Source organism: Dyadobacter fermentans DSM 18053 (assembly GCF_000023125.1).
In the GTDB taxonomy this organism is placed as follows: Bacteria; Bacteroidota; Bacteroidia; order Cytophagales; family Spirosomataceae; genus Dyadobacter; species Dyadobacter fermentans.
Map to the genome: position 1 here is coordinate 6,003,807 of NC_013037.1, position 16,837 is coordinate 6,020,643.

The window sequence follows — 16,837 nt, forward strand, 5'->3', positions numbered from 1 at the left end:
TATTTGCGTTTACACCGTTTCGAGACTTATGGATATCATAGAGGTAAAGAATGTAACGAAGGAATATTCCAATCATATAGCGCTGGACGACGTTAGTATTTCCATTCCCAAAGGCTGTATTTTTGGATTGCTGGGGCCGAATGGTGCGGGGAAGACGTCGCTCATCCGAATCATCAACCAGATCACCGGCCCCGACAGCGGCCAGGTGTTATTCGACGGCGTGCCGCTCAATTCCGGTCATATTTCGAGGATCGGCTATTTGCCGGAAGAGCGCGGGCTTTATAAAAAGATGAAGGTAGGCGAGCAGCTGCTCTACCTCGCCCAGCTTAAAGGCCTCTCACAAAAAGAAGCCATGGAAAAGCTCAAAAGCTGGTTTATAAAGTTCGATATCAAAACCTGGTGGGACAAAACGATCGCCGATCTTTCCAAAGGAATGCAGCAAAAAGTGCAGTTTGTGTCGACGGTACTGCACGAGCCCGACCTCATTATCCTCGATGAACCGTTCTCCGGCTTTGACCCCATTAATGCCAACCTCATCCGCGACGAAATCCTCGAACTGAAACAAAAGGGCAGCACGATCATCTTCTCCACCCACCGGATGGAAACCGTGGAGGAGCTTTGCGACCATATCGCATTGATCCACAAGTCGCGCAAGGTGCTCGACGGCCCCAAAAGGCAGATCAAGGAGCAGTTTAAAACGCATACCTATTTTGTGGAATACAAAGGGCATCTCGACGAGCTGGACCCGATTTACAAAATTCTCGACCAGAAGATCCTCGAAGACGGTTACCTGCGGTCCAATGTGCAGCTCGACGGTGACACTAATGCCAATGCATTGTTGCTCAACTTGTTGTCGAAAGTAGAAATCCGGGCTTTCGGTGAGAATATCCCGACGATGAGCGATATTTTTATGAAGGCGGTGAATGAAGTTCCCGAGGCGTAACGGGCCGTGTTCGATTTAAAGAGATTAAACCGATATCCATGCGAAACATATTTCTGGTTATTAAAAGAGAATACCTGGTAAGGGTAAAAAAGAAGTCGTTTCTGGTGATGACATTGCTGGGGCCGCTGCTTTTTGTGGCGTTTTACGCGGCGGTCATCTGGGTGGCGCTGGGATCGGTGGATACGAAAACGGTACAGGTGCTGGACAAAAGCGGCCTGTTCCGCAGCGAGTTCAAGGATTCGGAAACGTTGAAATTCGTTTTCACCAACACCAGCCTCGATTCGGCCAAGGCGGCATTCCCGGCGAGCGACGCCAATGCGCTCGTGTACATTCCCGCCGACGTGATCAAATCGCCAAAGAGCGTCCGCATTTACGCTGCCAAGAATGTAAGTATGGATCTCAAATCGGAGATCGAAAAGGTGATCGAAAAAGAGATCGAGGACATTAAGCTGGAAGAGGCGGGCATTACGCACAAAATTCTGGAAGATTCGCGCGTGAACGTCAGTTCCGAGACGATCAGCCTCAGCGAAGAGGGGGAGAAAACGAGCAGCTCCGGTGCCGCTACGGTGATTGGCGGCATTTGCGCATTCCTTATTTATATGTCGGTGTTCATTTACGGCACCCAGGTCATGCGCGGCATTACCGAAGAAAAGACCAGCCGGATCGTGGAAGTAATCATTTCTTCCGTGAAACCGTTTCAGCTCATGCTGGGCAAGATCATCGGCGTGGCGCTGGTGGGCCTGACGCAGTTTGTGCTCTGGATTTTGCTCACCACGGCATTAACAAGCGCCACATCCGCCGTACTCGGCAGCCGCATGACGAAAGAGTCGGCGCAGATGGCACAGGAAATGAACAAAGCTCAAATGCCCGTGCAGAGCGTTCCGGGCAACAATGCAGACAACCCGGTGTCGGAAATACTCGGAGCGATATCCAGCCTGAATATTCCGCTCATCCTGGGCTGCTTCCTGTTTTACTATCTGGGCGGCTATTTGCTGTACAGCGCTATGTTCGGGGCCGTAGGCGCGGCGGTGGACAATGACGCCGACACGCAGCAGTTCATGCTTCCGATCACATTACCTATTATCTTCTCCTTCGTATTTGCGCAGTTCGTCCTCCGCGACCCGGACGGTACGCTCGCATTCTGGACGTCCATTATACCTTTTACATCGCCTATTATCATGATGGTCCGCATTCCGTTCGGCGTGCCTGCCTGGGAGCTGGTGCTGTCGATGGTACTGCTTATCCTGGGCTTTATGGGCACCACCTGGATCGCCGCGCGCATTTACCGGGTGGGAATCCTGATGTACGGCAAAAAGGTGAGTTATAAGGAGCTTGTCAAGTGGATATTCTATAAATAACTTCGGCTCTCGGCTGTCGGCATTCGGCTTTAACGATGCAAAAATCGACGGCCGATGGCCGACTGCCGAAGTCATTCTTTAACGTTTTTTAAGATTCTCAATCCACTGCCGTTGTGGTAAATTTGCTATTTTTGGCCGATCAATGATAGAACTGCTCAAAAAGAGTCGCCATCTTTGCGCATTGTGCATATAACTTTTTCAAATTTACCGTCTTTCAGATGACCCGTTTCAGCCGTACCAACAACCTTACGGGTTGGATTGTCTTTGCTATTGCATTCATCACATATGCCCTCACAGTCGAACGAACTGCCAGTTTCTGGGATTGCGGGGAATTTATAGCCTGTGCATTCAAATTGCAGGTCCCACACCCGCCGGGTGCTCCCTTCTTCCTGCTGATCGGCCGAATTTTCTCCCTTTTCGCCATGGGCGACCTGCTGGAAGTAGCTTACTGGGTCAATATGGTGTCGGTACTGAGCAGTGCATTCACCATCCTATTCCTTTTCTGGACCATTACCTTGCTGGTTCGCAAACTGGTTGCCAAAAACGACGAGGAACTCACGCAGGCTGACACGCTTCTCGTGATGGGAGCGGGTATCGTAGGCGCCCTCGCTTACACCTGGTCCGATTCGTTCTGGTTCTCGGCCGTTGAAGCGGAAGTATACGGATTATCATCGTTCTTCACTGCCATCGTGATCTGGGCGGTATTTAAATGGGAGCGCATCCAGGACCCTGCAACCGAAAACCGCTGGCTGATTCTGATCGCGTATCTGGTAGGACTTTCTATCGGTGTTCACTTGCTGAACCTCGTTACGATTCCGGCGCTTGCATTGGTTTATTATTTCAAAAAATACCAGAAAGTCACTGTTTTTGGCGGTATTATGGCCTTTGTCGGTGGCCTTGTCGTGTTGGGGATTATCAACTCCGGTATCATTCCGGGCTTGCCGAGCGTAGCGGGTAAATTTGAGATATTCTTTGTCAATACTTTGGGATTGCCTTACAAATCGGGGGTAATCTTCTTCATTATATTGTTTATCGGCGCGCTGATCTGGGGAATCCGTTTCTCCGAGAAAAAGGGCAATGTGTTGCTGAATACGAGCTTGCTTTCGCTGGCATTTGTGCTGATCGGCTACGCCAGTTACCTGATGGTCCTCGTGCGCGCCGAGTACAACCCGCCCATTAACGAAAACAATCCGAACGACGTCCTGAGCTTCGTTTCCTACCTGAAACGCGAGCAGTACGGGAGCCGTCCGTTGCTTTACGGCCCATCGTTCGTGTCACGTCCCGTAAGCCAGAAACGCGGCGCGCCCATGTACCGCAAGCAGGATGGCAAATATGTGATTTACGACTACCGCCCTGAATACGAATACGAACCAGGCGCGAACATGCTGTTGCCGCGTATGTACAGCACCCAGCCGGGCCACCCGCAGTTGTACATGCAAATGACCGGACTCGCCGAAGGCCAGAAACCGACCATGGGCCACAACCTGTCGTTTATGTTCTCTTACCAGATCGGCCATATGTACTGGCGTTACTTCCTATGGAATTTCGTAGGCCGGGAAAGCGACGAAGAGGGCGCAGGGAACATGGTGCCTTGGGATGTATCGAAAAAATACCCGGAACCGATTGCGAACAATAAGGCACATGACAACTACTTTATGCTGCCATTCTTGCTCGGGTTGTTCGGTATCGTGATCTGCTATTTCCGCCAGAAGCGAGATTTGCTGGTGCTAGGCCTGCTATTTATCCTGACGGGCGTGGCGCTGGTCGTTTACCTCAACTCACCACCCACCGAGCCGCGCGAGCGTGACTATATTTATGTGGGATCGTTCTATATTTTCTGTATCTGGATCGGCTACGGCGTGATTGCCCTGGCGGATGCGATCGGTAAGTTCGTGAAAGCGGGCACGGCTCGTGCGGGCGTTGCCACGGCGCTGGGTCTGGTAGTTCCGGTGATTATGGGTGCCAAAGGTTGGGATAACCACAACCGCGACAATCGCTACCACTCTGTGGATTTCGCGAAAAACCTCCTGAACTCCTGCGCACCGAATGCGATCCTGTTTACCGGCGGTGATAACGATACATTCCCCTTATGGTATGTGCAGGAAGTGGAAGGCTTCCGCACCGATGTGCGCGTGTGTAACCTCAGCCTACTAGGCACCGACTGGTATATCGACCAGATGAAGCGCAAAACTTACCTGTCCGAAGCGCTACCAATCTCGCTCGATAAGAACAACTACGCATTCGGCAAGAACGACATCGTTCCATTCTATGAGATCCCAAGCGTAAAATCGGGTATTAACCTGAAAGAATATCTTGGACTTGTGAAGCAGGAAAACAAAGCCATTCAGGTGCCTTTGACGAGCGGTGATATGACTTCCATTCTGCCATCGTCGGTATTGTTCCTGCCGGTGGATGCCGAAGCGGTTAAGAAGATGAATATCATCAAAAGCGACCTTGTTCCATTCGTGAGCGACTCTATCAGCTGGACCATCGGTAAAGGTGATTTGTACAAATCCGACCTGATTATGCTGGATATCATCGCGTCCAACGACTGGAAACGTCCGATCTACTTCTCATCCACCCTGGGCGGATCGAGCTACCTGAACCTGAAAGAATACATGCAGCTCGAAGGCTATGCCTACCGCCTGCTGCCTGTGAAAGTACCGGGTGCAAGCGACGGCTACGTGAATGCGGATGTGATGTATAATAATATGATGACGAAGATGTTCTGGCGCGAGCTCGACAATCCGAACACCTATTACGACAATACCTACCTGGGTTCACCGGTAGCGACGGCGCGCATCGCGTTCCTGCGCCTCACAGGCCAGCTCATCGCCGATGGCCGCAAAGACGAAGCGAAGAAAGCCATCGAACGCTCACTGTCCACCATGCCGGACAAGAGCATTCCATACGACCAGTTCTCGGCTAACTTCATCGGCCCGCTGTTCGACCTGGGCGAAACGAAAAAGGCCCTTGAAATAGCCGAAACAATGGCAACCCGCGCCGACGAAGTACTCACCTGGGCCAAAGACAACAGCACCACCCGCCGCCGCGACACGAACGTTTACCTCTACATCATGCAGGTAATCGTACAGGAATGCCGGGATGCCAAGCAGGAAGCCGCTGCGAAGAAATACGAGGCAATCTTCCAGAAACATCTGGCTGCATTTAATATGTATGGAGGAGGGCAGTAGGTCCTTAAAATAGTTGACTAAGTCCTGAATTTTAATTGAATACGAAAAGCGGCATTTGCGAAAGCAGATGCCGCTTTTTTCTTTTCCCGAACCCCTTCTTATACTTCTTCTACACGGCCTTCAGAAAGTAATTTCCCAACGACCATAAGAAATGATCTTCCGGTGGATAAATATGACATTTTGAAAATCAGTCAGTTGTTGTCTCTGTTTCCGATGGGTAAATGTCGTGAACTGCCGAACGCAGCAATGCTTCCTTCCGTGAAGTGAATGGCGCTTGGATATCTTTCAGCGAATATCAACATTCACAGAAAACGAAAACCCCGCCGTAAGCTTGGTACCTGACGGGCGGGGTCGCGGTTAGAGTCAAGTTATCAACTAAAACCTTTCAAATTTATGAAGAAATGCTCTATCCGGCGCGCGGCGCTGGTGATTGCTTTTGCCTTTGTGTTTGGATGTAAAGACACGGGTGAAAAAGCAAATGTGCTCCCCTCCAACGACTTCACCGTCGAGCAAGCTCAGCAATGGTTCTCCGATTTTCAAAAATCAGCCCGAAGTTTTGGCCAGGCCGGCGACCGGGTGATTTGGGGCGCTGCGACGCAGAGAAAAGTAACCGCCGACGACGAAATTGTGGTAGCGCCCGTCCTCTCGGGCAATTTCCTCGGATGCCGCATTAAAGACGGCCGCAAAGACAAGCGGAAACCTGACGAGGAATACATTGCCGGCAGAATCCAGCGAAGCCTCGTTGTACGCAAGGTTCGGGGAAAGATCGAAGCGATGGAAATGCGGACGGTCTACGACGCCGATTATGAGCCGAGGACAGTAAACGGGCGGACCGATACTTCCAATTTTGAAGGGAAAGTTTACTTTTTCGACATGAATGGCAAACTGGTGAATGGGCTGATCTACGAATCAGGAAAGCAGGTAGCCATGTTTGGGCCAGTTAAAGGCGGCCGGACTTCCGATATGGTGGAGGTTTGCACGGATTGGTACCATCAGGGATGTGTGGATGGATATGGTTGTTCGGGATGGGTTTATCAGGAGACGACTTGCGAGATGGTGTATATCGGCCAAAGCTCGGGTGGTACAGGGACTGTTTGGTCGAATTCGCTCGATGTAACACTCACCGGCGGAAGTGATGTGCTGTTTGAAGCCTTAATGCAATTGCCCTACGTATCGGAATTATGGGGTAGTATGAACCAAACGGAGAAAGATTATTTTCAAAGTAGAAAATGGTTAATTCCACAGGCCGCCTTCGCATGGGGATCAGCTAAAGTATTTGTCCAATTATTCTATTGCAATGATTCTGACGACGGAAATTGGAATGCATTTAAGCACGCTGCTTGGTCGGCATTTCTATGCATGCAATTTGGTGTCTCCACTACTCTTGAAATTACCAATAACCATGAATTGCTTTCTCCAGTGAATCAAAAAACTATGGATTTATTTAACAATGATCTGGGTATCAAGGCTTATAAGAAAATGAGTGCCACATTAGCCTCGATGCCTGCTTATAATCCTGGCCCAAAACTAGCCCTGATCGCGAATACTATTTTGCAAAAAATTACAGAAGGAATGGGCGTAAGGCTAGCCCCAGAGAACGTTCCAGAGGGTACATTTCAAATGTTCATGTCGACAGATGAGACTGGTTTATGTAATTAATGAATTATTTGGAAAGCAGGTCGCTTGGCGTCCTGCTTTTCTCATGACTTGGAACGGACTTTTCCTGACCTGCTTTGTAATGTGTGTGTTCGGTGCCTGTCGGCAGGAAGAAGACGGCGTATTCGAAATTACTGATCCGTCCAAACCGTATGTCTTTTATGATTCTGCATTTCATGATGCCTTTTGTTGCGTGGATGCAACGGTTACGGGAGAAATTGATGGCACAGCACAGGTTCAGATCCAATACGTTCCCCAATCCGAGTATTGGGTAGGCGGCTTTTATTTAAAGCCAGGCCGTATTGATTCGCTTAGACTGCGTAAGGATTTCTTTTACCGGAAAATCAAGATCTACTATGTACCAGGAACTGCCAAAAAGGGATATGTGAAAATTGTGACTAAGGTTTTGTAAAACGTGAAGGCATTTAAAAGCTGCAAGAAATTTTTGAACAGCAGGCGATTAGCCAGCCTGCTGTTCATGGGGATAGCAACAGCGTGTTCATTTGAAAAGGGAGAATTTCAAATAACTGACGTGTCCAAAAAGCACTTCTTTACAGATTCGGCTTCCTTTCATCCCTGTTGCTGTGTGGCAACTACTGTAACCGGAACCCTGGATGCCCCGGGATTGATAGTGATCCATGGTTATCTGATCGGAGGTCTGATCGACAGCATCTATTTGCCGAAGGGCAATGTTAATGTGAAGTCGCATGGAGATCTCTACGTTTATCGGAAGATCGCTATTGAGTATTTTCCTGGGAAAGCGAAGAAAGGGAATCTGAAAATTAAAACATCGATCTATTGAAATGAAAGGGTTCACGTTATTTGCCAGGCTGTTCATGGGAATAGCCACAGCGTGTTCCATGGAAAAGGGGGAGTTTTATTGATAGCATCTATCTGCCGAAAGGGAAAGTGAACATCGAAAACTCTCACGGAGATTTTTATTGGTATCGAAAAATCGCCATCAGATATTACCCCGGTGAAGCGAAAAGGGGAGCCTCGAAATCAAGACTCTGATCTTTTAATTTGAGATAAATGAAATGGAAAAACGTACTTAATGTCCATAATCTGGCAAAGGCGATTGTCTCGTGTTTCATCGGCCTCGCATTCTTCCTACTAATGTGGCCTTACTGGATGGAAGATGATGGCGTATTCGAAGTAACCGACCCTTCCCAGGTGTATTTGTTTGAAGATTCTTCCCGTGCATCCTATGCCGACGTTGTGGAGGCATCCATTGTGGGATATTTAGACGGTACGGCCAGCGTGGAGATTTACTATCCGGATGCCACACGCCGTGTTTGGACTTACAACTTTCAACCCGGGCGCATCGACTCATCAGGTCGGTGGGATTTTTATGATAGGAAAGTACGCATCGATTATATTCCGGGAACGGCCAAAAAAGGCTATTTAAAAATCGTTACGAAGGTCTTTTAAAGATCACAACCAGCCCGGATTATCCAGGCTGGTTGTGTATTGGAAATGGTGGTGATTCGGGTTAGCAGTAGCGCCGAATGCATCAATCCAACCTAACCCTGACCCAAACCAACCGATGATCCGAGCTCGACTCCCGCTTCTCTACCAGCTCGGCCATTGGCTCTCCTTTGGCGGGCCAGAAGACGCCGCTGTCGAGGATTTGGAAGCCTTGGCGCGAGGGGAGCACGTAGTCGGCGCGCATGCGCCAGAATGCGGTGTGGTTTTTGGCAAATGCGTTGCCGGGTGAATGCTCGGCGCCGCCTTTGCTGGCCGGGGCGGTGCCGCCATTCACGGCCGGGTTGCTGATGAGCTGGCGGATGCCGCCGGTGATGGCGTTGCCTTCGTCCGGGGAGGCGTTCTGGTCGCCGAGGATTACGAACGAGGCGTTGGCGGGCAGGCCGCCTTTTTGGCCTTTGTCGTCGTAGATGTAGCGGCCTTTTTCCTGGGTGATGTAGTCATTCCAGAAGCGGATTTCGTCGTGGTTGCGCTTGCCGTTACGGTCTTCTTTGCCGTCGAAAGTGGGGGGCGTGGGGTGGCTGGCGAGGATGTGGATGGTTTTATCGCCCACTTTCACCGGAATGTCCCAATGCGATTTGGAAGAGAGTGGAAACTGCGCCCAGGCTTCGGGGCTGTACCAGTCGGAGCCGTCTTCTTTGGTGGTTTTGAATGCATCGGGCATGTCCTTCCATTTGAAATGCTGGAACGTGCGCACCGCTGCGGTGTCGATCGGGAAGCGGGATAGCAGCACCATCCCGTATTGGCCCGGATAGTTGCCGAACCCCCACGCGTCGGCGCCGAGCTGCTCCATTTTGCCGTTCTGATCGAGGTCGTACGGGCTGGGTTGGCCGGTATTGACTGTCGAATAATAGTAGTAAGGATAGTCGATGCCTTTTGCGCCGTTCGAATCTTCATTTAAATACCCCTTAATAAACTGACCGACACCCTCCGCCGGGTTTTTGATGTAATCGAACTCATTCAGCAAAATCACATCCGGGCGCACTGTTTTGATGATCTGTGCAATGTTTTTGATCTGCTGGTTGGCGCCCGAGGCAAGTTCTTTGATCAGCACCTGTTCCGAATTTCCCGGCGTGCCCCGCGGCACGTAGTTCTCGGCCTCCATACTCACGTTGTAGGTGGCAAATGTGATCATGCGGGCGTCGGTACCGGTTTGTGCAGTAGCAAGTTCCGGGATCGCCAGTCCCTGGCAAAGCAATGCGCCGGAAAGCAACAAAGATTTCATTGTTTAATGTTTTTGGTTATAAATGAATGATGATGAATGGATTCGTGTCAAGCAAAAAGAGCCGCTCCGGTGACGAAGCAGCTCTTTTGTAATATTATCGGAGAGGCATGATCAATGGAAGAAATCTTTCATTTTATCGAAAAAGCCTTTCTCGTTTTTGCCCGGCTTCGGCTGGAAGTTCGGCGAATGACGGAGCGATTCGAGCGTAGAGCGCTCGTCCGACGTCAGTTGCTGCGGCGTCCATACATTGATATGTACCAGCTGGTCGCCTTTTCCGTAGCCATTCAGGTCTTTGATGCCTTTGCCTTTGAGGCGCAGAATCTTGCCCGCCTGCGTGCCCGATTCGATGTTAATGCGCGCTTTGCCGTCGATGGTTGGGATTTCAACCGAAGTGCCCAGCGCAGCATCGATAAAGCTCAGGTGCATATCGAATACGACGTTGTTGCCGTCTCTTTTTAGCAATGCATCTTCCTCTTCTTCGATCACGATGAGCAGGTCGCCGGCCACGCCTCCGCGTGCGGGAACATTTCCTTTGCCCGACATGGAAAGCTGCATGCCTTCTGCCACGCCGCCCGGAATGTTGAGTGTGATCAGGTCGTCCTGCAACAAGCGGCCTTCGCCCGCACAGGAGTCGCAACGTTCGCTGATGATCTTGCCATCGCCGTTACAGGTAGGGCAGGTGCTGGTCGACACCATCTGGCCGAGCATCGTGCTCACCACTTTGCGTACCTGGCCGGTTCCGTTACAGCCGTTACAATTGGTCAGCGAGGTGCCGTTTTTAGCGCCATTGCCGCCGCAGGTATTGCAGGTAACGTGTCTTTTAACCTTAATTTTCTTCTCAACGCCGTTCGCTACCTCTTCCAGGTTCAGTTTCAGCTTAATGCGAAGGTCGGAACCTCTGCGGACGCGACGGCCATTGCCGCCTTGCCGACCGAAAATGTCGCCGAACGGACTGCTATCGCCGAAAATATCGCCGAATTGCGAGAAGATATCGTCCATTGTGAAGCCGCCGCCGAAGCCGCCTGCTCCCGCGCCGGAAGCGCCGCCTACGCCGGCATGACCGAATTGGTCATAGCGCTGGCGCTTATTGTCGTCGCTCAGGATGCTGTATGCCTCGGCCGCTTCCTTGAACTTGTCTTCGGCCGTCGGATCGTCGGGATTTTTGTCCGGGTGGAATTTGATCGCGAGCTTGCGGTAAGCTTTCTTGATTTCATCCGCGGAGGCGCCACGATCCACCCCAAGGACTTCGTAATAATCTCTTTTCTTTGCCATTTTGAATTACTGGTGTATCCTTTAAGGAAGGTTGAATGTCAGGCGCCTACGATTACTTTGGCGTAACGAATGACTTTGTCGTTCAGGTAATAACCTTTTTCGATTTCATCGATCACCTTACCTTTCAGGTCTTCCGAAGGGGCAGGGAACTGGGCGATGGATTCATGAATTTCGGCATCGAAATCAGCCCCTTTCGATTCCATGGCTTTAAGGCCTTTGGATTCGAGGGCTTTGAAGAGCTTGTTATAGATGAGGTCTACGCCTTCTTTGAGGGCTTCGACGTCGGTAGAAGAGTCAAAAGAAACCTTGGCGCGTTCGAAATCGTCGACGATCGGCAGGATGAGCTTCACCGTGTCGGCGCTTGCTCCGGAGATCATTTCCAGTTTTTCCTTGGCGGTGCGGCGGCGGAAGTTTTCGAAATCCGCGTAAAGGCGCAGGTATTTGTCTTTCAATTCGGCGATTTCGGCCTTAGCGGAATCCAGTGGATCTAATTTGGATGCCTCTGCCGAGGGCGCCTCACCCGTAATTTCTTGTCCTGCATTGTCCAGGAGTACATTGTTGGAAATTTCGGAATTTTCTTCGTTAACCAGATTGTCAGTTTCCAATGAAGCTTTATCCTCGTTCATTTCGTAATTTTTGTCTTGATCTATGTTGAATTCTGTATTTTCTGGCATGGTTATTCGCAGTTACGTGTCTTTTTGCAACAGCCATTTGACTCCTAAATTACTTTGCCACGGCTAAATTACTGACAAGATGGCATTTTACAATCAATTTGTAACTTTGCAGTATGACGACAGCAGATATAGTGGCGCAGGAAAGGAGTTTGTTCATCAAGGCAAAAGCATTGGAACACGGCTTCGATTTTTGTGGTATTTCAAAAGCCGGATTCCTGGAAAATGAGGCTCCCCGCCTTGAAAAATGGCTGTCGCTCAACCACCACGGCGCGATGGGCTACATGGCCAACCACTTCGACAAGCGCCTTGATCCGACTAAGCTCGTAGAGGGCGCGAAGAGCGTCATCTCCGTTTTATTAAATTATTACCCCGAAGAGCGGCTTCCCGAGGGCGACGACGACCTCAAACTGTCCAAGTACGCGTACGGCACGGACTATCATTATATATTAAAGGAAAAGCTCGCCGCATTGCTGGCCTCCATCCAGGAGGAAGTAGGCGAGGTGAATGGGCGCATTTTTGTGGATTCGGCGCCGGTGATGGACAAGGTATGGGCCGCCAAAAGCGGCCTGGGCTGGGTAGGCAAGCATTCCAACCTGCTCAACCGCGAAATGGGCAGCTTCTTCTTTATCGGCGAGATCATCTGCGACCTCGACCTCGCGCCGGATAGCGCCACGGGCGACTACTGCGGCACCTGCACCAAATGCATCGATGCCTGCCCGACCGATGCCATTACCGGCCCCTTCGTGGTCGACGGGAGCAAATGCATCAGCTACTTCACCATCGAATTGAAAGACGCCATTCCCGAGGAGGTGCAGGGTAAGTTCAGCAACTGGATCTTCGGCTGCGACATCTGCCAGGACGTGTGCCCGTGGAACCGTTTTGCGCGCCCGCACACGACCCCCGAGTTCAATTTGCCGAAGCAGCTGTCCGGCTTTTCCAACGGTAACTGGCAGGAGATTACGGAGGAAGTTTTCCGCGAGATTTTCCGGAAATCACCCGTAAAAAGGGCCAAATACGCCGGTTTGAAGCGGAATATCGAATTTGTCATATCCGGTGAATAAAAAGCACAATTGTATCTGAAACCTCTTATATTTGGGCCGGGGAGTTCCTTTCGATGACTGAATAAAACACTCAATACAATGAGAAAACAATCTGTCAATCTTTGGGCCGTGCTAGTATGTGTGGTGATAGGTCAGATAGTACCAGCGTTGTGGTACAGCACTTTTTCAGAACAATGGATGGCTTTGAACGGCTTCACAATGGAGCAGATCAAATCGGCCACCAGTCCGGTCCCTTATCTTGCCAGCATTGTTTCCACTTCCTTCATGGCCTACACCATGGCCTGGGTATTCACCAAAGTCCCCGTCAAATCACTTGTCATGGGTTTTCTCATCGGACTTTTGTTCGGAATCGTGTTCGTTTTGTTCGAAACGATCGTGAAAGACATGTTTTCGATGCGCGCGCTAGCGCTTTCGCTCATTGATGGCGGCGTGAGCGTGATCGTGTATGCCATTACGGGCGCAATCCTCGGCGCATGGCGCAAGTACGAGTAGTACACCATTTCCCAATCTTGATTTTATGCTAGTCGGCGCGGCATGTTACCCGCGGTGCGTAGTATTTTTTTGTCGACGTAATTCCTATTTCCGTCGACAATCTGATGTGCGTGCCCGTTAAAAGCGGCCGAAACCAAAAACGCCGATTGCGCGCCGGTGTTTCGAGCACGCAACCGAAAGTGCCTCCCCAAAATAAATGTGTTTAAGACAAATATTATTTCAATAATTGGAAAATATGGCGTTTTAAATGCTTTTTAGAGGCGTTTATTCAAAATATTAGTTTAGTGCAATTAAAAATGGCAAAATAAGTTGCTTGTTTGGGTTAATAGGATTAAATTTCTCTTAAATTCAATAAACCCATTTTACCTATGCGCAAAGCTTTACAGTGTGTGCTGCTCACATTTCTGTGGGTAGTACTATTTGTTAACACATCGCACGCCCAGGACAGGCAGGTCACCGGGAAAGTGAACGATGAGAATGGTGCCGGGCTCCCCGGGGCCAATGTCCTGATCAAAGGGACCACGAGGGGAACAAACACGGATGCGGAGGGGAATTTTACATTGAATATGAATGGCGCTGCCACACTGATCATTTCGTCGGTGGGCTACACATCCAAGGAAGTGGAAGTATCGGCGAATATGACCAATGTGACGGTCGGAATGGATGCCGATGTCCGTAACCTGGGCGAGGTGGTCGTTACCGCGCTGGGTATCACCAAAGATCAGAAAACGCTGAGCTACGCCACCCAGATGATCAATACCGACAATTTTGCAAAAGCACGCGAACTGAACGTGGCGAACTCGCTCTCCGGGCGTGTGGCGGGACTGGATATTGTCCGCTCATCGTCGGGTGTGGGTGGTTCGAGCAGGGTGGTGCTTCGGGGAGACCGGTCCATTACCACCAATAACCAGGCCTTGATTGTCGTGGACGGGGTGCCTATTGATAATACAAACTTTACACCGGCAAACGCGAACGGAGGACGCGAAGGTAGTGACGCCCTTTCCAGCATTAACCCGGATGATATCGAGTCCATCAACGTCCTGAGAGGCGCATCTGCCACAGCGCTTTACGGCAGCCGCGCAGCCAACGGCGCTTTGCTTATTACGACAAAAAAGGGAGCGGTTCGAAAGGGAATCGGTGTTAGCATCAACAGTACATTTCAGGCCGAGCGTGCTATGGTTCTCCAAAATTTCCAAAACGTATATGGACAAGGTGTAGACGGCGATAAAATTCAACCCAACAGCGAGTTCAGCTGGGGACCGAAAATGGAAGGACAGCAAGTGACCGCATGGGGACCTGATCCAGCCAATAAGGGCAAAACCTATGCTTATTCTCCCAATCCCGATTCCTACAAGGACTTTTACTCGACCGGAACTTCCATTGCGAATTCGGCATCGCTGACTGCGGGAAATGAGAAGGTGCAAACCTATTTCTCTTATACCAACACAGCTGCCAAAGGCATTGTATCGAACAATAAGCTGGGCCGTCACAATTTTAACCTTCGTCTCACAAGCCAGATTACCAGCAAACTGAGCTTTGACGGAAAGGTGACCTATCTGAACGAAAAAGTGGATAACAGGCAGCAAACGGGCGAGGCGTTCGCGAATTTACAGCGACACATTCTCCGCCTGCCGAGAAGCATTTCACTCGAACAGGCCAAAGACTTTGAATACATTGATCCGGCCACGGGTAAGTTGCTTCAAAATTATTGGAACCCGGGTTCCAACGGAGGCCAAAACCCCTACTGGATCAAGAACCGGGTGATCGCATTGAATACCAGGGATCGTATTTATGGTTTTACGCAACTGAACTACAAGCTTACAAACTGGTTCACCTTGATGGGGCGGGCGGGCTACGACAAGTACATCGATAAGTTTGAAGGAAAATGGTACACCAACACCTACACGATCGCCGACTTCGGCGACTATCAGACCCAGTGGCGGGACAATTCAGAATTAAACCTCGACCTGTTTGGGCTTATCAGTAAACAATTCGGGGGAGATTTCCGGGTTGAAGGTACCATTGGAGGCAATATCCTGAAAAGGGATTTTATCAACCATGAGACACTCAACAATCAGCTGAATCGCGATAACCTTTTTGTGACGACCAATGCCAGGAATTCAGTAACGAACCGTACTGTCACGCAGACCCGTAAGCAGGGTATCTTCGCATCTGCTGATTTCATCTGGCGGGATGCGTTAACTATCTCGGCGTCGGCACGGAACGACTGGTCTTCGACGCTACCGAAGGAAAATCAGTCCTATTTCTTTCCTTCGGTGGGCGCCGCCGCGGTTCTGACAAGCCTTTTCAATTTGCCGCAGGGGATTTCCTTTGCCAAAATTCGCGGAAGTTATGCACTCACGGGTAATGACGCCGAGCCCTATTTGCTCGCTCAAACCTATTCCTACATAGCAGGTGGCAATACGGGTTACATCGTTCGCGACGCGACCAAGCCGTTTCCAGGATTGAAACCGGAATTAACCACGGCGCAAGAAGTAGGTTTGGAAGCGAAGTTTCTCAACAACCGGATTGGTTTTGATCTGACACTCTATAATAGCAACTCCAAAAACCAGTTGTTCAGGGTCAACCTTTCGCCGGCTTCGGGTTGGAGCAATGAATATATCAATGCGGGAAATGTGCGTAACCGTGGAATCGAGCTAACATTGAACCTCGTGCCCGTGAGGACCGAGAATTTCAGCTGGAATTTTGACCTTAATTATTCAAGAAACGAAAACGAAGTACTGAAACTGTCGGACAGGCTGGCTACGCTCACGATTGCAAGTGACTTCATGAACTTCGTCCGCGCGGAAGAAGGCAAGCCGCTCGGTCAGATTTACAGCCGCGGGTTTCAGCGTGACGCGCAGGGAAGGGTTCTGGTCGGCACGAACGGCTTGCCGCTTGTGACGTCCGGTACCGACGTGCCGCTTGGCACGTCTCGTCCGACATGGACAGGGGGCATTACCAACCGGCTATCTTATAAAGGAGTCAATTTCAGCTTCCTTGTAAGCGGCAGGATCGGAGGAGTCGTTACTTCGTTCACCAATGCGGTTATTTATGCCGATGGCGTTACGGAAGAAACGCTGGAAGGTCGGGCAGGCATGGTTGTGCCGGGCGTTCAGGCCGATGGGAGCGTGAATACCGTACAGACCACTGCCGAGAAATACTGGAAATTCGTAGGTGGCCGGAATACGCCGATTGGCGAGGCATTTACTTACAGTGCATCGAACATCCGGATGCGGGAAATGACCTTGGGCTATACTATTCCGCAAAGTGTGATCGGCAAGTCGCCATTCCAGAACATCTCTTTATCTCTGGTGGGGCGCAACTTGTTCTTCATTATGAACAAAGCGAAAGGTTTCGATCCTGAACTTGTGGCTGGTTCGGCCAATACCACGGTGGGGCTGGAGTCATTCTCGCTTCCGCCTACTCGTTCGATCGGTGTTAACCTTAACCTATCATTCTAATTATACTCAGGAA

Annotated in this window: 13 protein-coding genes; 10 read left to right on the top strand and 3 right to left on the bottom strand. The window is 50.3% G+C overall.

Annotated features, from left to right (window positions below; all coding sequences use genetic code 11):
* Positions 1 to 28 precede the first annotated feature (28 nt).
* The 7 genes from DFER_RS24735 to DFER_RS24765 all read left to right on the top strand — a co-directional run bounded on the left by DFER_RS24735 (position 29) and on the right by DFER_RS24765 (position 8,582).
* Positions 29 to 943, top strand: coding sequence for an ABC transporter ATP-binding protein (locus DFER_RS24735; protein WP_015814406.1), 915 nt, complete (start codon positions 29 to 31; stop codon positions 941 to 943).
* A 38-nt stretch (positions 944 to 981) separates the two neighbouring features.
* Positions 982 to 2,301 (top strand): ABC transporter permease, encoded by a 1,320-nt coding sequence (locus DFER_RS24740; RefSeq protein ID WP_015814407.1) that lies wholly within the window; start codon positions 982 to 984, stop codon positions 2,299 to 2,301.
* A 218-nt stretch (positions 2,302 to 2,519) separates the two neighbouring features.
* Positions 2,520 to 5,495 (top strand): glycosyltransferase family 117 protein, encoded by a 2,976-nt coding sequence (locus DFER_RS24745; protein ID WP_015814408.1) that lies wholly within the window; start codon positions 2,520 to 2,522, stop codon positions 5,493 to 5,495.
* A 393-nt stretch (positions 5,496 to 5,888) separates the two neighbouring features.
* Positions 5,889 to 7,154: a DUF6973 domain-containing protein gene (locus tag DFER_RS24750; RefSeq protein ID WP_015814409.1), complete on the top strand. Its 1,266-nt coding sequence runs from the start codon at positions 5,889 to 5,891 to the stop codon at positions 7,152 to 7,154.
* Complete coding sequence (locus DFER_RS24755; RefSeq protein ID WP_041735482.1) at positions 7,132 to 7,563, top strand: hypothetical protein; 432 nt, start codon at positions 7,132 to 7,134, stop codon at positions 7,561 to 7,563. The genes DFER_RS24750 and DFER_RS24755 overlap by 23 nt, the downstream gene beginning before the upstream one ends.
* A gap of 3 nt (positions 7,564 to 7,566) precedes the next feature.
* Complete coding sequence (locus DFER_RS24760) at positions 7,567 to 7,953, top strand: hypothetical protein (RefSeq protein WP_143828803.1); 387 nt, start codon at positions 7,567 to 7,569, stop codon at positions 7,951 to 7,953.
* A 230-nt stretch (positions 7,954 to 8,183) separates the two neighbouring features.
* Entirely contained in the window at positions 8,184 to 8,582 is a 399-nt protein-coding gene (locus DFER_RS24765) for a hypothetical protein (RefSeq protein WP_015814412.1), read from the top strand.
* 82 nt (positions 8,583 to 8,664) lie between these two features.
* Here the strand turns inward: DFER_RS24765 and DFER_RS24770 are convergent, their stop codons facing one another.
* From DFER_RS24770 to DFER_RS24780, 3 genes are all read right to left on the bottom strand, one after another.
* Entirely contained in the window at positions 8,665 to 9,861 is a 1,197-nt protein-coding gene (locus DFER_RS24770; RefSeq protein WP_015814413.1) for an endonuclease/exonuclease/phosphatase family protein, read from the bottom strand.
* A 111-nt stretch (positions 9,862 to 9,972) separates the two neighbouring features.
* The gene (gene dnaJ / locus DFER_RS24775) at positions 9,973 to 11,133 is read right to left on the bottom strand and encodes a molecular chaperone DnaJ (protein ID WP_015814414.1); all 1,161 of its coding nucleotides are present in this window, start codon (positions 11,131 to 11,133) and stop codon (positions 9,973 to 9,975) included.
* A 38-nt stretch (positions 11,134 to 11,171) separates the two neighbouring features.
* On the bottom strand, positions 11,172 to 11,807 hold the full coding sequence (locus tag DFER_RS24780; RefSeq protein WP_015814415.1) for a nucleotide exchange factor GrpE: 636 nt from the start codon (positions 11,805 to 11,807) through the stop codon (positions 11,172 to 11,174).
* 113 nt (positions 11,808 to 11,920) lie between these two features.
* Between DFER_RS24780 and queG the strand changes: the two genes are divergently transcribed.
* The 3 genes from queG to DFER_RS24795 all read left to right on the top strand — a co-directional run bounded on the left by queG (position 11,921) and on the right by DFER_RS24795 (position 16,824).
* Entirely contained in the window at positions 11,921 to 12,868 is a 948-nt protein-coding gene (gene queG / locus DFER_RS24785; RefSeq protein WP_015814416.1) for a tRNA epoxyqueuosine(34) reductase QueG, read from the top strand.
* A 78-nt stretch (positions 12,869 to 12,946) separates the two neighbouring features.
* Positions 12,947 to 13,360: a DUF1761 domain-containing protein gene (locus DFER_RS24790; protein ID WP_083769165.1), complete on the top strand. Its 414-nt coding sequence runs from the start codon at positions 12,947 to 12,949 to the stop codon at positions 13,358 to 13,360.
* 368 nt (positions 13,361 to 13,728) lie between these two features.
* A complete protein-coding gene (locus DFER_RS24795) occupies positions 13,729 to 16,824 on the top strand; it encodes a SusC/RagA family TonB-linked outer membrane protein (RefSeq protein ID WP_015814418.1) in 3,096 nt (1,031 codons plus the stop codon).
* Positions 16,825 to 16,837: the final 13 nt, after the last annotated feature.

Bases quoted from the DNA above. Each gene is read 5' to 3' on its own strand.
- DFER_RS24770 (WP_015814413.1), bottom strand. From the start codon at position 9,861: ATGAAATCTTTGTTGCTTTCCGGCGCATTGCTTTGCCAGGGACTGGCG.
- DFER_RS24795 (WP_015814418.1), top strand. From the start codon at position 13,729: ATGCGCAAAGCTTTACAGTGTGTGCTGCTCACATTTCTGTGGGTAGTA.
- DFER_RS24750 (WP_015814409.1), top strand. From the start codon at position 5,889: ATGAAGAAATGCTCTATCCGGCGCGCGGCGCTGGTGATTGCTTTTGCC.
- dnaJ (WP_015814414.1), bottom strand. From the start codon at position 11,133: ATGGCAAAGAAAAGAGATTATTACGAAGTCCTTGGGGTGGATCGTGGC.
- queG (WP_015814416.1), top strand. From the start codon at position 11,921: ATGACGACAGCAGATATAGTGGCGCAGGAAAGGAGTTTGTTCATCAAG.
- DFER_RS24755 (WP_041735482.1), top strand. From the start codon at position 7,132: ATGAGACTGGTTTATGTAATTAATGAATTATTTGGAAAGCAGGTCGCT.
- DFER_RS24740 (WP_015814407.1), top strand. From the start codon at position 982: ATGCGAAACATATTTCTGGTTATTAAAAGAGAATACCTGGTAAGGGTA.
- DFER_RS24790 (WP_083769165.1), top strand. From the start codon at position 12,947: ATGAGAAAACAATCTGTCAATCTTTGGGCCGTGCTAGTATGTGTGGTG.
- DFER_RS24765 (WP_015814412.1), top strand. From the start codon at position 8,184: ATGAAATGGAAAAACGTACTTAATGTCCATAATCTGGCAAAGGCGATT.
- DFER_RS24745 (WP_015814408.1), top strand. From the start codon at position 2,520: ATGACCCGTTTCAGCCGTACCAACAACCTTACGGGTTGGATTGTCTTT.
- DFER_RS24735 (WP_015814406.1), top strand. From the start codon at position 29: ATGGATATCATAGAGGTAAAGAATGTAACGAAGGAATATTCCAATCAT.
- DFER_RS24780 (WP_015814415.1), bottom strand. From the start codon at position 11,807: ATGCCAGAAAATACAGAATTCAACATAGATCAAGACAAAAATTACGAA.